Genomic DNA, 18,218 nt, shown 5'->3' on the forward strand with positions numbered 1-18,218 from the left:
GAAAGAAGCTGGCCGCGACGCTGGCGCCATTTCTGCGACGCTGGCGATTGGCGAAATCGCCGGTGAGAGCGCCCCTCGCCCTGTTTACGGGGAGAGGATGCCGGCAGGCAGGTGAGGGGCAGCGCCGACGTTAACAGCATAGGAGCCGGCTACCCTTGAAAAAAGCGCGTTGACAGCAATCGCTTGCCCGCTTATTGAGCCCGCACCAGCCCAGATGGCGGAATTGGTAGACGCGCACGGTTCAGGTCCGTGTTCCGCAAGGAGTGGAGGTTCGAGTCCTCTTCTGGGCACCAAATTCCCGTTTCGAATCGTTCGACGGTTCAGAGACCCTAAGAGAAGACGCCCGGTTCGCCGGGCTTTTTCTTTGTCTGAAGCGTCGTTGCCGGACCGCCACCGACTGTCAGCGAACTGACAGGTCCCCTGTTCCAATGTTCGTCCGACCGCGATCACGGTTTCCGATCCTGCAACACTCGCAGGCAGGATCGCCGCTGGTCGTTCAAGTACGGCCAAAGGGCTCGGCACGACAAAGCTTTGACATGATCGCGGCTAGTTTGGAAACGATGCAGAAATCGGAAGGCTCAGATGAATCCCACCTACACAAACGCGCAGAAGGCCATGCATTGGGCGGTGTTTCTGCTGGTCATCGGGCTTTATGGCCTGACCTATGTGGCGGACCTCTTTCCACGCGGCGATCCCGGCCGTGCGCTCGTCTGGTGGCTCCATATCTCGTTCGGAATGTTGCTGTTCGCGCTGGTGGTGATCCGCCTCGGCCTGCGCCTGGCACTGGGAACGCCCGGGTTGCCGGGGGAAATGTCAGAACTGGAACGATGGGCGGCCAAGGTCGCGCACCTGCTGCTTTACGCGCTGCTGGTGGCCATTCCGGTCCTCGGCATCCTGCTCACCTGGTACAGGGGTGACGCGCTGAGCTTTTTCGGCCTTTTCACCGTTCCGGCTCCGGTTGCGCCCGATCGCGACACGGGCCGGTTCATAAGAGAGTTGCACAGCCTGTGCGCCAATCTCATCCTCATTCTTGCCGGACTGCATGCGGCGGCGGCGCTATGGCATCATTTCATCCGCAGGGACGATGTGCTCAAGCGCATGCTGCCGGAGACGGCGGGCTCCTGAATGCGGCGTCAAATCCCGGGCGATTGTTCTTCGGCTGCGAATCGCGACGTTGGTTTCAAGTCTCCCCGATCCCGTCATCGCGGCGCGACGGCTTGGCGGCCAGCAACCAACCTCCCCTCCCGGCTAGGCGCTGAACAAACCGCTTCAAACTGTCCGGGCGAGGCGCTACGCTCGCAGCCATGTCGCAAACCGTCAACCCGATCTTCTCGACCCGTCGCGATCAGGCGTTCCCGACGCTGGCCGAGGCCGACATCGAACGCATGCGCCGGTTCGGCGAGGCCAGCGCCTATGCCGCCGGCGAGCACATCGTCAAGGCCGGCGACGTAGCGCCCGGCCTGATCGTCGTCCTGTCGGGCAGCGTCGACATTACCCAGGATGGCAGGCTCGGCCGGCGTGAAACGCTCATCACCCACGGTCCAGGCAGCTTCGTCGGCGAGTTGGCGCAGCTTTCGGCCCGCCCCTCGCTGGTCAATGCCGAGGCCGCCGAGCCGGTCGAGGCGTTCGTCATCCCCTCGCGGAGGCTGCGCGACCTCATGGTTCAGGAGGCCAATCTTGGCGAGCGCATCATGCGGGCGCTGATCCTGCGCCGTGTCGGACTGCTCGAAAGCGCCACCAGCGGGCCTATCATCATCGGACCGCTCGACAATGCCGACGTGTTGCGGCTGCAAGGTTTTCTGCGCCGCAGCGGCCTGCCACACCGGGTGCTGGATTCCGGCAGCGACCCCTGCGCGAAAACCCTGGTCGAGCGCTTCAACGTCGATCCGCATCATCTGCCGGTGGTGCTGTGTCCGAACGGCAGGCTGCTGCTCAACCCCGGCGAGAAGGACCTCGCCCGCTGCATCGGCCTGGTCAGGCCGATCGATGCCGATACGGTGTATGACGTGGCCATTGTCGGCGCCGGACCGGCCGGGCTCGCCGCGGCGGTCTATGCCGCGTCCGAAGGGCTGTCGACCATCGTGCTCGATTGCCGTGCCTTCGGCGGGCAGGCCGGCGCCTCCTCGCGCATCGAGAACTATCTCGGCTTCCCGACCGGCATTACGGGCATGGCGCTGATGGCGCGCGCCTACAATCAGGCGCAGAAGTTCGGTGTCGAAATGGTGATCCCCGACGAGGCCAAGCTGCTGAGCGCCGCGCCCGATATGTCGGGTGCCCGTTACCTGCTCGATGTCGGCGACGGTGAGACCGTGCGGACGCGCAGCGTGGTGATCGCCAGCGGCGCGCGCTACCGCCGCCTCGATATTGCCAACCTGTCGCGGTTCGAGGGAACATCCGTGCATTACTGGGCCTCGCCCATCGAGGCGCGGCTTTGCGCCGGCCAGGAGGTGGCGCTGGTCGGCGCCGGCAATTCGGCCGGGCAGGCGGCCGTCTACCTGGCCAGCCATGCGCGCAAAGTGGTGCTGCTAGCGCGCGGCGGCAGCCTCGATGCCAGCATGTCGCGCTACCTGGTCGAGCGCATCAGGGCGCAGCCCAACATCGAGGTGCTGACCGAGACCGAAATCGAAGCGCTGGAGGGCGAGGAGGGCAACCTTGCCAGCGTGCGTTGGCGCAACCGCGTCAGCGGCGAGGGAACGACGCGCCCAATCCGCCATCTCTTCCTGTTCATCGGCGCCGACCCGAACACCGACTGGCTCGCGCAATGCAACGTGGCGCTGGATGCCAAGGGTTTCATCCGCACCGGGTCGGAGTTGGGAGATGGGCACGGCCTGATGGAGACCAGCCGCAGCGGGGTGTTCGCCATCGGTGACGTGCGCTGCGGCTCGGTCAAGCGCGTCGCGGCGGCTGTCGGCGAGGGTGCCCAGGTGGTCGCGGCCTTGCATGCTTATCTGGCGCGGGACGGCAGTCATGCCACTGAGAGCAATTCCAGGGAAAGCGCGTAGCGCTTTCCCTGGAAAACCGCTTGACGCTTTCCCCGGGGGAATTGCGCCAGAGATGTAGTTGAGCCTCAACTGGCCAGGAGAGTGTGATGGCGGACGAATGCAAACATGCGGCTGGGATCAAGGACGTGACGCCGAGCGCACTCGGTTGCGAGGAGTGCCTGAAGAGCGGATCGTGGTGGGTGCATCTGCGGCTCTGCCGAACCTGCGGCCATGTCGGCTGCTGCGACGATTCGCCCAACCGCCACGCCACCAAGCATTTTCACGCCACCAGTCACCCCGTCATCGAGGGCTATGATCCGCCGGAAGGCTGGGGATGGTGCTTTGTCGACGAGATCTTTCTCGACCTCGGCGACCGCACCACGCCGCAGAACGGACCGATCCCGCGGTTTTACTGAGGGCTCCGGAGAGCCGGGGAGCAAAGCTGGTTCGGCCTGATTTATCGCACCGAGCTGGTGACGGTGCGGTCGACGTCGGGAACGGATTTGCGGTCGTTGCCGGCAAGGGCCGCGATGAGCAGCAGGCTGGCCACGACCGGGACGAACAGGACGGCGATTCGGGCCTGGACATGAAGAATGGCACGCCATTCGTTGCGCTTTTCGGGGCTGTTGCTCATCATACTCACTTTGTCATGCTCCCCAAGGCGTCACATAACCGTGAACGGTTAAGCAACTCCTTCCGGCTTTGTTAACTGGTTGGGACTCAAGCCCGGTCTCAGCCCAGCCCGATCCGCCTCGCGCCCTGCCGGAACAGGGCTTCCGCGTCGGGCTCGAAACGGAACGTCCCGATAAAATCCTCGCTCGAATAGTGCGGCAATGTCTTGCGGATTGCGGCGGCAAAGCCGCGCGCCTCGTCGAGCCGGCCGGCCAGCGCCAGGCAGTGCGCGGCGATCGCCAGGATGATGGCGTGCGCATTGGGCCGGGCCGCCGCCTTCAGCGCCCATTCGGCCGCTTCCCCGAACTGGCCGAGCCGGACATGCGCCATGGCTCTTGCCCCCAGCATGCCGAACAGCAGCGGGTCGAAGGGGCTCAGATGGCGCGAATGGTCGGAGGAGCCGATCGCCGCCCGCGGATCGCCCGACTGCGAGTGGACGAAGGACAGCGCATAATGGCCAAGCGCGAAATTGGGGCTGAGATCCACCGCCCGTTGCAGTTCGACGAGCGAGCCGTCCTGCGCGCCGCGCAGCCATAGCGCCCGCCCCATCGCCCAGTGCGCGGCCGGATTGTGGTCGTCGACCAGCAGGCTGTGGCCGGCGCTCTCGAAGGCCAGCGCGCTCTCCCGGTCGCGGTCGCCCCATCGCTGGAAAGCGTTCTGCCAGTGGGTGAAGGACAGGCCGGCATAGGCGCGGGCAAAGGTCGGGTCCAGTTGCAGCGCCCGGGCGAAGAAATGCCGCGCCTGCTCGTTTTCCGCCTGGGTGAAGCGGTACATGTGCCAGAGGCCGCGATGATAGGCTTCCCACGCGTTGAGCGAATTGGGCGCCTTCAGCATGGCGCGGTTGCGCTCGACCGTTTCGATCTCGGCCGATATCGACGAGACGATGCTGTCGCCGATGTCGTCCAGCACCGCGAAGATGTCGTCGGGCCGGCGCTCGAATGTCTCGGCCCAGACGATCCTGGCCGTGCGCACCGCGACGAGCTCGACGCCGACGATCACCCGGCCGGCCAGGCTGCGCACCGTGCCGGTGGCGACATAGTCGACGTTCAGTTTTCCGCCAGCCTCCTCGGGCGCGATGGCCTTCTCGGCCAGTGCGAACACCGATCCGCGCGCGATGACGAAGAAATCCCTGAGCTTGGCGAGACGGGTGATGATGTCGTGTGTCAAACCATCGGCCAGTCCGCCACGCGCACCGCTCTCCTCGGCAAACGGCATGATTGCCAATGACGCATGGCTCGGCTCGACCGGGCCATCATCACCTGGAGTGGCGACAAGCTGCGATGCCGGGGACAGGCAGGCCGGCTGCGCTTGCTGCGCGGCGCTTGCCCGTTGGTCACGGATCGCCCGCCACGCCGCGCGAAGCGGTGCGAAATCCAGGTCCTCCGATTGAAACAGCTGTTCGGTCGCCGTCAGGTGCTGCTCGGCCGCGCCGATCTCGCCACGTCGGTGCAGGCTGGCCAGCAAAGTCACATGGGCGCGCCCGTCGAACGGCGCCAGTTCCACCCACCGGTCGAGATGGCCGATCGTCTCGTCGCAATCCGGCGGCAGGCTTTCGACGAGCTGTTCCAGCACCGCCACGTGGCACGAGTTGAAGCGGCGGCGCTGGGCGATCAGCCAGCTGTTGAAGAGAGGACTGCGCTCCAGCTCCAGCCCGTCGAGCAAATCGCCGGCGAAGAGCCCGACCAGTCCTCGCAGCCGCTCCCGACCAAGCGTGCCGATTCCTTGCGCCGTGGCCCGGCTGATCTCCAGCGCGTCGACGAGGCAACCGTCCAGATCGAGCGCAACCATGTCGCCCTGCGTAGACACCCGGCGCCGCTCCGGCGCGTCGAGCACACCGCGCAGCTTGCTCAGGCACCAGCGCAGCTCGCCGCGAGGATCGTTGGGCACATCCCAGAACAGCTCGCACAGGCGGCTGCGCCCGACCGGATGCGGCGCCAGCGCCAGATAGGCGAAGAGCGCCCGCAGTTTGCGCGATGCCGGCAGTGCCACCGGCACGCCGTTGCGGGAGATCGTCAGCGATCCGAGCAGGCGCACGGACAGGCCCGGCATCTCGCCGTCCTGCCTCGACCGGGCGGATTCCACGTGCGTTTCCACGCCTGCTCCCACGCTGGCCTGTCGGCCTCTTGTGTATCACCGAAACCGACAACGCGCATCCGAAGGCGGGTATCCCCGCTGGCTGCGGCCATTGCCGCATCGCCGGCACGTCAGCCCTAGCTTGGCAAGGTCTCGAAACCTCGCCGCCCAAACCGCCGGTCTGTAACCGGCCCGTGAAATTGAAGACGATCACGATCGAGGAGATCAAAGATGTTGAATAGGCAAAAGATCAGGACCACCGCCGGGCGCGGCAGGCTGTTCGACAGCATCGTGGACACGGTCGGCGACACGCCGGCGGTGCGCATCAACAACCTCGCACCGGCGCACGCGACGATCTACGTGAAGGCCGAGTTCTTCAACCCGGGCGCCTCGGTGAAGGACCGGCTGGCGCTCAACATCATCGAGGAGGCCGAACGCAGCGGCGCGCTGAAGCCGGGCCAGACGGTCGTCGAGGCGACCAGCGGCAACACCGGCATCGGGCTTGCCATGGTGTGCGCACAGAAGGGTTATCCGTTGGTCGTCACCATGGCCGACAGCTTTTCGGTCGAACGCCGCAAGCTGATGCGCATGCTGGGTGCCAAGGTGGTGCTGACGCCGCGCGCCGAAAAGGGTTTCGGCATGTACAAGAAAGCGGTCGAGTTGGCCGAGGCCAATGGCTGGTTCCTCGCCCGCCAGTTTGAAACCGCCGCCAATGCCGCCATCCACGAAGCGACGACGGCGCGCGAGATCATCAATGATTTCGCCGGCTCGCGGCTCGACTGCTTCGTCACTGGCTATGGCACCGGCGGCACCGTCGTCGGTGTGGCGCGCGTGCTGCGCCGCGAGCGGCCCGACATCCGCATCGTACTCGCCGAACCGGCCAATGCGCAGCTGATCGGCAGCGGCAAGGCGCAGCAGCGCGGCGCCGATGGCGCTCCCGCCGCCAGTCATCCGGCTTTCGAGCCGCATCCGATCCAGGGCTGGACTCCGGATTTCATCCCCAACGTGCTGCAGGAAGCGATCGACGCGAGCCTCTATGACGAGGTGATGCCGGTTGCCGGACCCGAAGGCATCAAATGGGCCAAGGCATTGGCGCAGAAGGAAGGCATCTTCACTGGCATTTCCGGCGGCGCCACCTTCGCCGTGGCGCGGCAGGTCGCGGAGAAGGCGCCGGCCGGATTGGTGATCCTGTGCATGTTGCCCGATACCGGCGAACGCTACATGTCGACGCCGCTCTTCGACGGCATCGAGGCGGAAATGGACGCCGAGGAGACGGCGCTGTCGCGCTCGACGCCCGGCTGCCAGTTCCCGGCGGCTTGACAGGAGGCCGGTCATGGATGTCGCGCGGCAATCGCTCGAAATACTGGACGAGGAAACGCTCGATCCCTCCGACTGGACCGAGGCGCAGGCTCTGTCGCACCGGATCATCGACGATGCTGTCGATTATCTGCGCGGCGTGCGCGATCGCCCGATCTGGCGGGAGATGCCGGCGGATGTGCGAGAGGTCTTCGCGGCAAGCCTGCCGCGATCGCCGGCGCCGCTGGCCGCTGTCTATGACGAGGTCTCCCGCACCGTGATGTCCTACCCGATGGGCAACATCCACCCGCGCTTCTGGTCCTGGTATATGGGGTCGAGCAACTTCACCGGCGCGCTCGGCGACTTCCTCGCGGCAATCCAGGGCTCCAATCTTGGCGGCGGCAACCATGCCGCCGCGTTGATGGACAGCCAGGTGGTCAACTGGTGCAAGGAGATGCTGGGCTTTCCCGCGTCCGCTTCCGGCACGCTGGTCAGCGGCGGCTCGATGGCCAACATCATTGGGCTGACCGTGGCGCGCAACACCAAGGCCGGCATCGATGTGCGCGAGCAGGGCGTCGCGGCAATCGAGAAGCCCCTGCGCTTCTATGGCTCGGACCAGATCCATTCCTGCCACCGCAAGGCGATGGAAGCACTCGGCCTCGGCAACCGGGCGCTGCGCCGTATTGCCACCGACACCAACCTGCGCATCGACATACCGGCCTTGCGCGCGGCGATCGCCGAGGATCGCGGGGCAGGCTTCATGCCGGCCTGCGTCATCGGCAATGCCGGCACGGTGAACACAGGCGCGATCGACGACCTGCGCACGCTTGCCAAGCTGGCGCATGAGGAAGGCCTCTGGTTCCATGTCGACGGCTGTATCGGCGCGCTGATTGCCATTGCGCCGCAAAACGCGCATCTGGTCGCGGGCATCGAATGGGCGGATTCTGTCGCGCTCGATCCGCACAAATGGCTGCATGCGCCGTTCGAGGTCGGCTGCGCGCTGGTCAGGGATGCCGCCGCGCATCGCAAGACATTCGCGGTGACGCCCGAATATCTGGAATCGACGCCGCGCGGCCTAGCCTCCGGCGAATGGCTGCACGATTACGGCCTGCAGACGACGCGCGGCTTTCGTGCGCTGAAAGTGTGGATGGCGCTGAAGGAGCACGGTGTCGACAAGTTCGGCCGCCTGATCGATCAGAACATCGCGCAGGCCTTCTATCTCGCCGGGCGGATCGAGGCCGAGCCGCTGCTGGAGCTGGCCATGCCGCCGACCATCAACATCGTCTGCTTCCGCTATCAGCCAGGGATCGCCGGCGAGCCGCTGAAAGCGCTCAATACCGAGATCATGCTGCGGCTGCAGGAACAGGGTATTGCGGCACTCTCCGACACCACCGTGCACGGCGAGCACTGGCTGCGCGTCGCCATCGCCAACCACCGCACCCGGCGTGACGATCTCGATCTTCTGGTGCGCGAAACGGTGCGGTTGGGACGCGGGATCGCGGCGGAAGGGTCATCCGGGGATTAGCTCCAAAACGCGAGCGACAGGCATGGGCGGCCATGCGATTCTGTGGCCGTGATTCGGGAGATCCGACCGTGATGCTCTTTCGTATGGCCGTGCTCGCGGCCCTGGTCTGTGCCACCTCGGCCGAAGCCGCCAAAATGGCCTTCTTCGTCAAGAACCTGCGCGAGCAGGCGGTTGCCGTCGAATTGTTCAGCCGGGACCGCGAGACGGTCTGGCCGGGCAACGACAAGGTCTTCCTGATCGATCCAGGCTCCCGGAAATCGGTGCCGATCTCGTGCAATCAGGGCGAGCGCATCTGCTATGGCGCCTGGGTCGACGGCAACGACCGGATCTCTGCCGGCGTCGGACCCGATAACGACCAGCCCTGCGATACCTGCTGTTTCATCTGCGTCGAACATTCGACCGAAACCATCGACCTGGTACCATAGGGAGCAGGCAAGGACCTGTCGGACCCAAATTAAGTCGGGGGTCGAGGCACCAGCCCCACTTTCGCGACTCAACACAGCGTGCCATGGTCGCGTCGCGGCCGGGTGGGCCGCTTATCCAGGGGGTTACCATGTTCTATGCCTACGCGCGCCGCACCTTGGCCGCGCTTTCACTTGCCATGCTGATCGCGCCGTCGGCCCATGCCGGCGATGTCACCTTCGCCATCAAGAACAGCCATCCCAACGCCATGCGCGTCGAGCTCTACAGCCAGGACCGCGACTATGTCTGGCCGGGCAACGGCAAGGATTTCTATCTCGACGACGGCGAGACCAAGTCGCTGCCGATCTCCTGCAACGAGGGTGAATCGATCTGTTACGGCGCCTGGGTCGATGGCGACGAAGGTACCTATTGGGGCGTCGGCCCCGGCAACAAGGAGAAATGCGAGGATTGCTGCTACACCTGCAGCGGCGGCGAAACCGAGGAGATCAACCTGGTCCCCTGACCGGTTTGCCAGCTTGACGGTTTTCCCGTTCGAGCCATAGCTTGCCCAAACACCCAATGCGCGCCGCGTCTGTCGTTCGGACGCGGCGCGCTCCAGGCAAGGGAGCCCAGCGATGGCCGACATGGTCGAAAGCGACGAGATCGATGTCGGGTTTTCCGGCAAGCGCTGCATCCATTCGCGCAATTGCGTGCTCGGCGATCCGCATGTCTTCGTGCCCAACGCGCCGGGGCAATGGATCCATCCCGAGGCGGCCAGCGTCGAGAAGATCGTCGCCATCGCCGAGAGCTGTCCCTCGGGCGCCATCACTTACATCAGGAAGGATGGCGGACCGCAGGAGCAGCCGCCCGTGGTCAACACGGTGCGCGTCCGGGAAAACGGCCCACTTGCCGTTCACGCCCAGATCGTGCTCGACGGCGAGACGTTCTTCCGCGCCACGCTCTGCCGCTGCGGTGCGTCGGAAAACAAGCCATTCTGCGACGGCAGTCACACCAAGGCAGGTTTCACGGCCACCGGCGAGCCGACGCTGAAGGACACGCCGGCCCTCGAAGCGCGGGATGGCCAGCTCAATGTGACGCCGACGACAAACGGTCGGCTCAAGATCGCGGGCAATCTCGAAATCGTCACCGGCACCGGCCATACAATCGACCGCACCACGGTCGCGTTCCTGTGCCGCTGCGGCCATTCCGCCAATAAGCCGTTTTGCGATGGCAGTCACAAGAAGGTGGGATTTATCGGCTGAAGCAGGCGCTCTCCCCCCTGAGGGGGAGATGTCGCCGAAGGCGACAGAGGGGGTCGCCGCGCGTGAAGCGCTAACCTGTTGTTTCGCCGCAAAGAGGGCGTCGCGTCCGGTCGGACCGACCCCCTCTGGCCTGCCGGCCATTCTCCCCCTCGAGGGGGAGAATACGCTATCCACCGACTGGCCCATCGCTCCCGCCTTTATCCTCCGGGCCGTATCGGCTAAGGGCTTCGCAGCAGAATTCCTCGTGTCCGGGCCGCCACCAGAAATGACCGCAAAATCCAAACCCAAACCTCTCTTCCTCGGGATCGACACCGGCGGCACCTATACCGATGCCGTGCTGTGGTCTGAAACCGAAGGCCCGCAACACGGACCCAACAAGGGCAAGGTGCTGGCCAAGGCCAAGGCGCTGACCACGCGGCATGATCTGGCCGTCGGTATTTCCGGCGCCGTCGACGCGGTGCTGCAGAAGGCCGGCACCGATCCGACCGCCATCAAGCTGGTCTCGATGTCGACGACGCTCGCCACCAATGCGCTGGTCGAGGGCCAGGGCGGCCGCGTCGCGCTGGTCATGATCGGCTTTTCCGAGGCCGACCTCGCCCGCGATGGGCTGAAGACGGCGCTCGGCACCGATCCGGTGGTGTTTTGTCCAGGCGGCCACGACGTGCATGGCAATGCCGCCAGGCTCGACCTGTCCGGGCTTGAGGCCGCCTTGCCGGAACTGGGCGCCTCCGTGTCCGGCTTTGCGATCTGCGCCTATTTCGCCACCCGCAATCCAGCGCACGAGGTCGCCGCCCGCGAGCTGATCCGCGAGAAGACCGGTCTGCCGGTCACATCAAGCCATGAATTGTCGGCCAAGCTCGGCGGCCCGCGCCGGGCGCTGACGACGCTGCTCAACGCCAGGCTAATCTCGATGATCGACCGGCTGGTGGCGGCGACCGAGGGCTTTCTCGATCAACGCGGCATCGCCGCCCCTTTGATGGTGGTGCGCGGCGATGGCGCGCTGGTCTCGGCGGCGTTTGCCCGCCAACGGCCGATCGAGACCATACTCTCCGGCCCCGCGGCCAGCCTGGTCGGCGCCCGCCACATGACCGGGCTCGACAATGCCATGGTGTCCGACATTGGCGGCACCACCACCGACGTGGCGGTACTCGACGAAGGCCGGCCCAGGCTTGATCCGGAAGGCGCCACGGTTGGCGGCTTCCGCACCATGGTCGAAGCCGTCGCCATGCGCACCTTCGGGCTCGGCGGCGATTCCGAAGTGACGCTGGAGGACGGCGCGCTCAACCCGAGGGTCCTGCTCGGGCCGCGACGCCTGGTGCCGCTGGCGCTTGCCGGCATGGCGCATGGTGAAGCGGTCAAATCGGAGCTCGAACGCCAGCTGCGCGCGCCCAACACCGGTCGCATGGATGGCCGCTTCGCTGTCCGCACCGGCGTGCCGGACAGGCTTGCCGCGGGCCTGACCGCCCCGGAAGCACGGCTCTACGAGGCGATCGGCCCGACCCCGCTTGCCCTCGACCGGCTGCTGACGTCGAATGCCCAGAACGCCACCTTGAACCGGCTGGTCTCGCGCGGGCTGGTGCACATTTGCGGCTTCACCCCGTCGGACGCGGCACATGTGCTTGGCAAGCAGGCGAACTGGGATGCCGCCACCGGCCGCCTCGGCGCCGAGCTGTTCGCCCGCAGGCGCGACGGCCGTGGCCAGCCTATCGCAGCCTCGCCGGAAGCCATCTCGGAGCGGGTGCTGGTGACGCTGACGCGCTGGTCGGCCGAATACATCCTCGAAACCGCCTTTGCCGAGGACGGGCTCGACGGCGCCGCGACCGTGGCGCATGCGCTGGTCCAGCGCGCCGTCGACGCGCACCCCGGCATCGCCCGCCTCACCGTCGCGCTCGACCGCCCAGTCATCGGGCTGGGCGCTTCCGCGCCGCTGCACTATGCCGGCCTGGCGCCATTGGTCGGTAATGACTGCGTGGTGCCTGAGGACACCGATGTCGCCAACGCGCTTGGCGCCGTTGTCGGCCAGGTCAGGGTTTCGGCGGAGGCGCGGGTCAGCCAGCCCAAGGAAGGACTGTTCCGCCTTGCCTCCGGAGAAACCGTGCGCGACTTCCTCGACGAGGCTGCGGCGATCGCGGCGGCCGAAGCCGATGTGCGGGCGATAGTCGCCCAGCGGGCCCGGGAAGCCGGCACCGACAGCGCCGAGATCGACGTCGCGACCGAGTTCCGCGTCTCGACCGTCGAAGCCCAGCGCATGTTCATCGAGGCGCATGTGGTGGCGGTGGCCTCGGGCAGGCCAAGGATCGCGGTATAGTGCGACGGTCGAGAGGGTAATCTCCCCCCTTGCGGGCATATGCGCTAAGATAGCTTTGGCATGGCTTGAAACTTACGTTTTCGTGGTGGCTCGCGCCAACGATATCGCAAGGCATGGAGATTCTGGCGCAGGATTGCCAAGGGCGGTTGTGAAAAAAAATCGCTGCGATCAGGGAGGCGACGATCTGGCGGGTGGCGCGCCACAGTAGCGGGCGCCCGTCGCTCAAGGGGGAGAGACACCAAACTCCTGCGAGAGGGGTTCGGTCACAAGCGCGATGAGGAAGTGGGCAAGAATCCAGGGCTTTGCGATCCTTGGGTCTTTGGCGGGGGGCGCGCGCAGCCCGATCAAGCTCTTCAGGCGCTTGAAGGCGAGCTCGATACGCCAGCGCATACGATAGAGCTTGAGAACCGTGCCGGCGGGGAACTCCTCCTGGCCAAGCGAGGTCACAAGGATCACGAAGCCAGCAGCAATCAGCGTCTCCGGTCGAACCTGATTGCCCTTGGCCTTGGCTTCCTTGTTGATTTTGCGCCGCGCTTCTTGCGCCGCGGCTTCGGATTTGCGCAAGGCGATCAGGCGCATCTTCACAGGCTCACCCTTTTTGAGGCCCAGCCGGACAGGCATTTCGAAGACCTCCTCGCGGCAGCTCTCCAGGTGGCCGATGAGATCGAACGCCTCGCCGTTGGCGTCGAGCCATCGCACATTCTTCCACGGCGCGCGCACGACAACGTCGCCGCCTTGCGCCATGACCTTTGCGATCCGGTCGGCCTGCAGATAGGCGCGGTCGCCGATGCGGATCTCGCCCGCTATCACCGGCACGCGGTCGATCAGCTCGGCCTCGCTCTGGTCGGTGATCTCGATGAAATCGAACTGCTCGCGCTCAAGCTCGAAGGCGCAGTGCATACGCCAAAGGCCATTGTTCTTCTTCTCATGCACACCGGCCTTGGCAACCGCCGTCGCATCGAGGATGCGGATCAGCCGGCCTTTGGCCAAACCTGCCTCCTCGCGCTTCAAAAGATGCCCGATCAAATGCTGCAGCCACAGCCCTGCATTGCGCAACCGGCCGAGCAACGCCACGTCCGAGATGTCGGCGATCCCGCTCGCCGCCGCCCAGGCCACGATGCCCCGCATGCCCACCTTGCCAAGGCAGTAAGCCAGTGTCAGGCGCAACAGATCGCTCGCCGACCTGATGCCGCGCGGTCGCAGGAACGCCTTCGTCTCGCGCGCACTTCCTGCGATCAACTCTTCGCCGCCGAGAAGCTCAATCGTCTCGGCCCAGCCGTCATCAACAAGCGATTCGTGTGTCATCCCCAGCGTAGAATCACAACCGATTCCGCGCCGCAATACCCTATCTTAGCGCTTATGCCCTTGCGGGGGGAGATGGCCGCGAAGCGGCCAGAGGGGGTCGGTTCGACCGGACGCGACGTCCTGCGGCAGATGAAGGTTGGCGCCCCAGGCGCGGCGACCCCCTGTGGCCTGCCGGCCATCTCGCCCTCAAGGGGCGCGGCGGCAAAATGCGGCACCTTCACCCTTAGCCGAATTGACCCTTGCGCCCTGACATGCCAAAGGCCCGCCCAAGCCTTTCGCCTGGAGAAAGCCCTGATGACTGATCGCGTCGAAATCGCCGGATTGCGGATTGCCCGCGAGCTTCACGACTTTGTCGCCAACGAAGCACAGCCGGGAACCGGCATCAATGCGGACACATTCTGGAACGGCTTCTCGGCCATCGTCCACGACCTCGCGCCGAAGAACCGCGCGCTGCTGGCCAAGCGCGACGCCATGCAGGAGAAGCTTGACGGCTGGTATCGCGACAATGGCGCGCCCATCGACATGGAGGCCTACAAGGCTTTCCTGAAGGAGATCGGCTATCTCGTTCCCGAAGGGCCGGCCTTCAGCGTGTCGACCGAGAATGTCGACCCTGAGATTGCTGATATCGCCGGGCCGCAGCTCGTCGTGCCGGTGATGAACGCGCGCTATGCGCTGAACGCCGCCAATGCGCGCTGGGGCTCGCTCTACGACGCGCTCTATGGCACCGACGCCATCCCCGAAACGGATGGCGCGCAGAAGGGCAAAGGCTTCAACCCGGCGCGGGGCGCCAGGGTCATTGCCTGGGCCAAGGATTTCCTCGACCAGTCCGTGCCGCTGACCTCAGGCAAATGGGCCGGCGTCAACGGATTGTCGGTGGCGAACGGCGCGCTGAAGCTCGGCGAAGGCGCCGGCTCCACCACGCTCGCCGACCCGAAACAATTCGTTGGCTATCGCGGCGACGCCGCCAATCCGCAAGCCTTGCTGCTGGTGAAAAATGGACTGCATATCGAGATCGTGATCGACCGCGACAACCAGATTGGCCGCACCGATCCGGCCGGCATCGCCGACGTCATCCTGGAATCGGCGCTGACCACCATCCAGGACTGCGAGGATTCGGTCGCGGCGGTGGATGCGCAGGACAAGGTCGTCGCCTACCGTAACTGGCTTGGCCTGATGAAGGGCGACCTGGCCGAAGAGATCACCAAGGGCGGCAAGACCTTTACCCGCAAACTCAATCCCGACCGTGCCTACACCGCGCCTGCCGGCGGCACGCTGACCGTTCCGGGCCGCTCGCTGATGCTGATCAGGAATGTTGGCCACCTGATGACCAATCCGGCGATCCTCGACCGCGACGGCAAGGAGGTGCCGGAAGGCATCATGGACGCGGCCGTCACGGCGCTGATCGCTCTGCACGATGTCGGGCCGAAGGGCCGCCGCGCCAATTCCCGCGCCGGCTCGATGTATGTGGTGAAGCCGAAGATGCACGGGCCGGAGGAAGTCGCCTTCGCCGTCGGGATTTTTGATCGGATCGAGGCCCTGCTCGGCATGGCCAAAAACACCATCAAGATGGGCATCATGGACGAGGAACGGCGCACCACCGTCAACCTCAAGGAGGCGATCCGGGCGGCAAAAGACCGTGTCGTCTTCATCAACACCGGTTTCCTCGACCGCACCGGCGACGAGATCCACACCTCGATGGAAGCCGGCCCGATGATCCGCAAGGGCGACATGAAGCAGGCCGCCTGGATCTCCGCCTACGAAGCCTGGAATGTCGATACGGGCTTGGAATGCGGGCTCGCCGGCCACGCCCAGATCGGCAAGGGCATGTGGGCGATGCCGGATCTGATGGCGGCGATGCTGGTCGAGAAGATCGCGCATCCCAAGGCCGGCGCCAACACCGCCTGGGTGCCGTCGCCGACGGCGGCCACGCTGCATGCCACGCACTACCACAAGGTCGATGTGCACGCCGTGCAGGCGGCGCTGAAAAACCGGCCGAAGGCCAAGCTCGACGACATCCTGTCGGTGCCGGTGGCGGTGCGGCCCAACTGGACGCCCGACGAGATCCAGCGCGAGCTCGACAACAACGCGCAAGGCATTCTGGGCTATGTCGTGCGCTGGATCGACCAGGGCGTCGGCTGCTCCAAGGTGCCCGACATCAACGATGTCGGCCTGATGGAGGACCGTGCCACGCTGCGCATCTCTTCGCAGCACATCGCCAACTGGCTGCGCCACAAAGTGTGCTCGCAAATCCAGGTGATGGATTCCCTGCAGCGCATGGCGGCCATCGTCGACCGCCAGAATGTCGGCGATCCATTCTACCAGCCAATGGCGCCCGATTTCGACGATTCCATCGCCTTCCAGGCCGCCTGCGATCTCGTGTTCAAGGGCACCAGCCAGCCCAACGGCTACACCGAACCGGTTCTGCACGCGCGCCGGCTGGAACTGAAGGCGAAAGAGCGGGCCTGAAAGGATCGGGCGGTCGGGAGCTCCGGCGCCCCTTGAGGGGAGGCCCGGGGGTGGGGTCAGGCGTGAAGTGCGCCGACTCCCATTCCAACCACGCGCCCTGGAAAGCGACGCAGGATCAGGTGTTTTTGCGCCTCGGATTTGCCCTCGGGCCCGGTTTGCCGGCCACGCGCTCGGCGCCGAGAAGGGCGCACTCGCCGATCGCATGGACTTCACCGTCAGTCGTGAAGTTGACGGGCCGTTGCGCCTGTCACAGCACATTCATTGTATCAGCGTAACCTAACGGAACGTCGGGTTTCGACCGCTATGCAGGAAGCGCCATGCCTGTTTCCCCCGAATATGATGCCGGTTGCTCCAAAACCTCCGTGGAACTGTCGGAGGGCTTTGAGGGCTGGTTTGCCCGCGTATGCGAGGGCGGCCAGGAAACGTTCCATGAATTCAGGCGCGAGCGCGATGCAATTGCCTTCGCACACACCCAACGCATGCGCCTCGGGCTGCCCTGTCCGCCATTGGAGCGCACGGCATACGGCTCCGGTAAGGCGATCAGCAAGATCAACCAGATAGCAGATGTGCTGAGAACCAGGAGGCTCGGTCGGTTCCTCCAGTTGTCGGCGCTAGCGCTAAGTGAGCCGATTCGGTCGCAAAGGCTCCGGCATCGCGTCGCGAGCGATGCAAGGCAGGCATTGTCCAAGCTCAAGGCGGCAACGCGAAGTCGCGGATTGTTTATCGATTGCGGATCTAACATCGGCCAGGGGTATAGGTTCTTTTCCCGGTACTACACGCCCGACCACTTTGATTACGTTCTTGTCGAGCCAAACAAGAATTGCCTGGAGTATCTTCAGGGTTTGCGCTCGGAAAACGGAGCCATGGAGATCGTGGCCAAGGCTGCGAGCGTGAAAGATGGCTATGCCGAACTGCTCGGTCCCCCGCCAGAGCACTCGGACCCTACCTACGAAGGCTGCTCTATAATTCCCGGCCACAACGGAGGCTTGTACCAGTCGCAGCGATTTGCGCCGGAGCTCGTCGAAACGTTTTCGCTGTCACGGATGATCCAAGCCAAGCGCAGCCTTTACGAAGTGATCGTTCTCAAACTCGATGTCGAAGGGGCGGAGTATGAGATTCTGGACGACATGATCCGTTCGGGGCTGCATCGTGATCTCCATGCCGCTTATGTCGAGTTCCATTCCACCTACATGAGGAACTCGGAAGGACGAAGGACTGCTGCCATGGAACGCGAAATTGTCCGTGAGTTCCTGGAGGTGGGCACGCGTATAAGCAGATGGATATAAGCGTCCGCTATCGGAATGGACTTGTTCCGCGGATCCGCCCCGGCCTCAACATGAGGATCAATTCCAGTCCGGAGTTACTCGACGCCCGCTCGCCTGACGCGGAACAGGGTTCAGTGGTTGACCTGGAATGACCACCCGACTGGATTCGAGCCCGCAACTTCTGCCTTGCGAGGTGGGCGACAACTGTCATCTTTGCGTCACTGCGCCACCGCTATATTAGATATTAGCAATGTCTTGATGAGCCCATCATCGGTGCCGGAATCCAGGTATGGGGCGGAGCATAGACATCGGCGATGAGGTGACGCTGACGGCGACTATCTTGATGGTGCGTCGGAGTGGTCGAGCATGTGTGAGCATTCCAAGCTACACCCTCCCAATTGCCATTGAGCCTCCGAGGAAAGCGAAGCCCGGCGAAAAGGTGGCGATAACGGGGTACGTGACGCGCGTTGATGATGAGGCAGGTAAGGTGACAGTCAAGATTACCGCTCGGGTCATCGTCGAGATCGACACCGCCACGGCCCAAAGGAAATCGCACCCATCCGAGCGACAGAAACCGTTTCGCGACGGATGGGAGTGAACAGGGGTCCGAGACCGCACAGACACTTTGGCGCGGGGGACCACACAACAGGCTGCCAATGCCAG

At 64.8% G+C, this 18,218-nt stretch carries 14 protein-coding genes and 1 tRNA gene; 12 read left to right on the forward strand and 3 right to left on the reverse strand.

Annotated features, from left to right (window positions below):
• Positions 1 to 208: 208 nt before the first annotated feature.
• The 4 genes from FJW03_RS24590 (at position 209) to FJW03_RS24605 (ending at position 3,397) form a co-directional block, all read left to right on the forward strand.
• Positions 209 to 293 (forward strand) — tRNA-Leu (locus tag FJW03_RS24590).
• Between the two features lie 289 nt (positions 294 to 582).
• Positions 583 to 1,125, forward strand: coding sequence for a cytochrome b (locus FJW03_RS24595; protein ID WP_140610635.1), 543 nt, complete (start codon positions 583 to 585; stop codon positions 1,123 to 1,125).
• A 179-nt stretch (positions 1,126 to 1,304) separates the two neighbouring features.
• Positions 1,305 to 3,002 carry an FAD-dependent oxidoreductase gene (locus tag FJW03_RS24600; RefSeq protein ID WP_140765770.1) on the forward strand — a complete coding sequence of 566 codons (1,698 nt, stop codon included), beginning with the start codon at positions 1,305 to 1,307 and terminating at the stop codon, positions 3,000 to 3,002.
• An 86-nt stretch (positions 3,003 to 3,088) separates the two neighbouring features.
• Complete coding sequence (locus FJW03_RS24605; protein ID WP_140610637.1) at positions 3,089 to 3,397, forward strand: UBP-type zinc finger domain-containing protein; 309 nt, start codon at positions 3,089 to 3,091, stop codon at positions 3,395 to 3,397.
• Positions 3,398 to 3,438: 41 nt separating this feature from the next.
• Here FJW03_RS24605 and FJW03_RS24610 read toward each other — a convergent pair whose 3' ends face one another.
• A complete protein-coding gene (locus FJW03_RS24610) occupies positions 3,439 to 3,615 on the reverse strand; it encodes a hypothetical protein (RefSeq protein WP_181176298.1) in 177 nt (58 codons plus the stop codon).
• 98 nt (positions 3,616 to 3,713) lie between these two features.
• A complete protein-coding gene (locus FJW03_RS24615; protein ID WP_140765790.1) occupies positions 3,714 to 5,702 on the reverse strand; it encodes a BTAD domain-containing putative transcriptional regulator in 1,989 nt (662 codons plus the stop codon).
• A gap of 255 nt (positions 5,703 to 5,957) precedes the next feature.
• Here FJW03_RS24615 and cysK point away from each other — a divergent pair, with 255 nt between their 5' ends.
• The 6 genes from cysK (at position 5,958) to FJW03_RS24645 (ending at position 12,519) form a co-directional block, all read left to right on the forward strand.
• A complete protein-coding gene (cysK, locus tag FJW03_RS24620; protein ID WP_140765772.1) occupies positions 5,958 to 7,046 on the forward strand; it encodes a cysteine synthase A in 1,089 nt (362 codons plus the stop codon).
• A gap of 13 nt (positions 7,047 to 7,059) precedes the next feature.
• Positions 7,060 to 8,547 (forward strand): pyridoxal phosphate-dependent decarboxylase family protein, encoded by a 1,488-nt coding sequence (locus FJW03_RS24625; protein WP_140765774.1) that lies wholly within the window; start codon positions 7,060 to 7,062, stop codon positions 8,545 to 8,547.
• 71 nt (positions 8,548 to 8,618) lie between these two features.
• Complete coding sequence (locus FJW03_RS24630; protein WP_226890715.1) at positions 8,619 to 8,972, forward strand: hypothetical protein; 354 nt, start codon at positions 8,619 to 8,621, stop codon at positions 8,970 to 8,972.
• Positions 8,973 to 9,100: 128 nt separating this feature from the next.
• On the forward strand, positions 9,101 to 9,472 hold the full coding sequence (locus FJW03_RS24635) for a hypothetical protein (protein WP_140765778.1): 372 nt from the start codon (positions 9,101 to 9,103) through the stop codon (positions 9,470 to 9,472).
• A 112-nt stretch (positions 9,473 to 9,584) separates the two neighbouring features.
• Positions 9,585 to 10,211, forward strand: a complete 627-nt coding sequence (locus FJW03_RS24640; protein WP_140765780.1) for a CDGSH iron-sulfur domain-containing protein — start codon at positions 9,585 to 9,587, stop codon at positions 10,209 to 10,211.
• A 265-nt stretch (positions 10,212 to 10,476) separates the two neighbouring features.
• Entirely contained in the window at positions 10,477 to 12,519 is a 2,043-nt protein-coding gene (locus FJW03_RS24645; RefSeq protein ID WP_140765782.1) for a hydantoinase/oxoprolinase family protein, read from the forward strand.
• A gap of 222 nt (positions 12,520 to 12,741) precedes the next feature.
• Here the strand turns inward: FJW03_RS24645 and FJW03_RS24650 are convergent, their stop codons facing one another.
• Positions 12,742 to 13,824: a transposase gene (locus tag FJW03_RS24650; RefSeq protein WP_226890458.1), complete on the reverse strand. Its 1,083-nt coding sequence runs from the start codon at positions 13,822 to 13,824 to the stop codon at positions 12,742 to 12,744.
• 294 nt (positions 13,825 to 14,118) lie between these two features.
• Here FJW03_RS24650 and FJW03_RS24655 point away from each other — a divergent pair, with 294 nt between their 5' ends.
• Both FJW03_RS24655 and FJW03_RS24660 read left to right on the forward strand, forming a co-directional pair.
• The gene (locus tag FJW03_RS24655) at positions 14,119 to 16,290 is read left to right on the forward strand and encodes a malate synthase G (protein ID WP_140766356.1); all 2,172 of its coding nucleotides are present in this window, start codon (positions 14,119 to 14,121) and stop codon (positions 16,288 to 16,290) included.
• 317 nt (positions 16,291 to 16,607) lie between these two features.
• Positions 16,608 to 17,576 (forward strand): FkbM family methyltransferase, encoded by a 969-nt coding sequence (locus tag FJW03_RS24660; RefSeq protein WP_226890459.1) that lies wholly within the window; start codon positions 16,608 to 16,610, stop codon positions 17,574 to 17,576.
• The last annotated feature ends 642 nt before the right edge of the window (positions 17,577 to 18,218 follow it).

Origin of the sequence: Mesorhizobium sp. B4-1-4, assembly GCF_006439395.2 — a bacterium.
GTDB lineage: Bacteria > Pseudomonadota > Alphaproteobacteria > Rhizobiales > Rhizobiaceae > Mesorhizobium.

Excerpts from the sequence above, each read along its gene's own strand:
- FJW03_RS24595 (WP_140610635.1), top strand. The coding sequence starts at position 583 with ATGAATCCCACCTACACAAACGCGCAGAAGGCCATGCATTGGGCGGTG.
- FJW03_RS24600 (WP_140765770.1), top strand. The coding sequence starts at position 1,305 with ATGTCGCAAACCGTCAACCCGATCTTCTCGACCCGTCGCGATCAGGCG.
- FJW03_RS24605 (WP_140610637.1), top strand. The coding sequence starts at position 3,089 with ATGGCGGACGAATGCAAACATGCGGCTGGGATCAAGGACGTGACGCCG.
- FJW03_RS24610 (WP_181176298.1), bottom strand. The coding sequence starts at position 3,615 with ATGAGCAACAGCCCCGAAAAGCGCAACGAATGGCGTGCCATTCTTCAT.
- FJW03_RS24615 (WP_140765790.1), bottom strand. The coding sequence starts at position 5,702 with ATGCCGGGCCTGTCCGTGCGCCTGCTCGGATCGCTGACGATCTCCCGC.
- cysK (WP_140765772.1), top strand. The coding sequence starts at position 5,958 with ATGTTGAATAGGCAAAAGATCAGGACCACCGCCGGGCGCGGCAGGCTG.
- FJW03_RS24625 (WP_140765774.1), top strand. The coding sequence starts at position 7,060 with ATGGATGTCGCGCGGCAATCGCTCGAAATACTGGACGAGGAAACGCTC.
- FJW03_RS24630 (WP_226890715.1), top strand. The coding sequence starts at position 8,619 with ATGCTCTTTCGTATGGCCGTGCTCGCGGCCCTGGTCTGTGCCACCTCG.
- FJW03_RS24635 (WP_140765778.1), top strand. The coding sequence starts at position 9,101 with ATGTTCTATGCCTACGCGCGCCGCACCTTGGCCGCGCTTTCACTTGCC.
- FJW03_RS24640 (WP_140765780.1), top strand. The coding sequence starts at position 9,585 with ATGGCCGACATGGTCGAAAGCGACGAGATCGATGTCGGGTTTTCCGGC.
- FJW03_RS24645 (WP_140765782.1), top strand. The coding sequence starts at position 10,477 with ATGACCGCAAAATCCAAACCCAAACCTCTCTTCCTCGGGATCGACACC.
- FJW03_RS24650 (WP_226890458.1), bottom strand. The coding sequence starts at position 13,824 with ATGACACACGAATCGCTTGTTGATGACGGCTGGGCCGAGACGATTGAG.
- FJW03_RS24655 (WP_140766356.1), top strand. The coding sequence starts at position 14,119 with ATGACTGATCGCGTCGAAATCGCCGGATTGCGGATTGCCCGCGAGCTT.
- FJW03_RS24660 (WP_226890459.1), top strand. The coding sequence starts at position 16,608 with ATGCCTGTTTCCCCCGAATATGATGCCGGTTGCTCCAAAACCTCCGTG.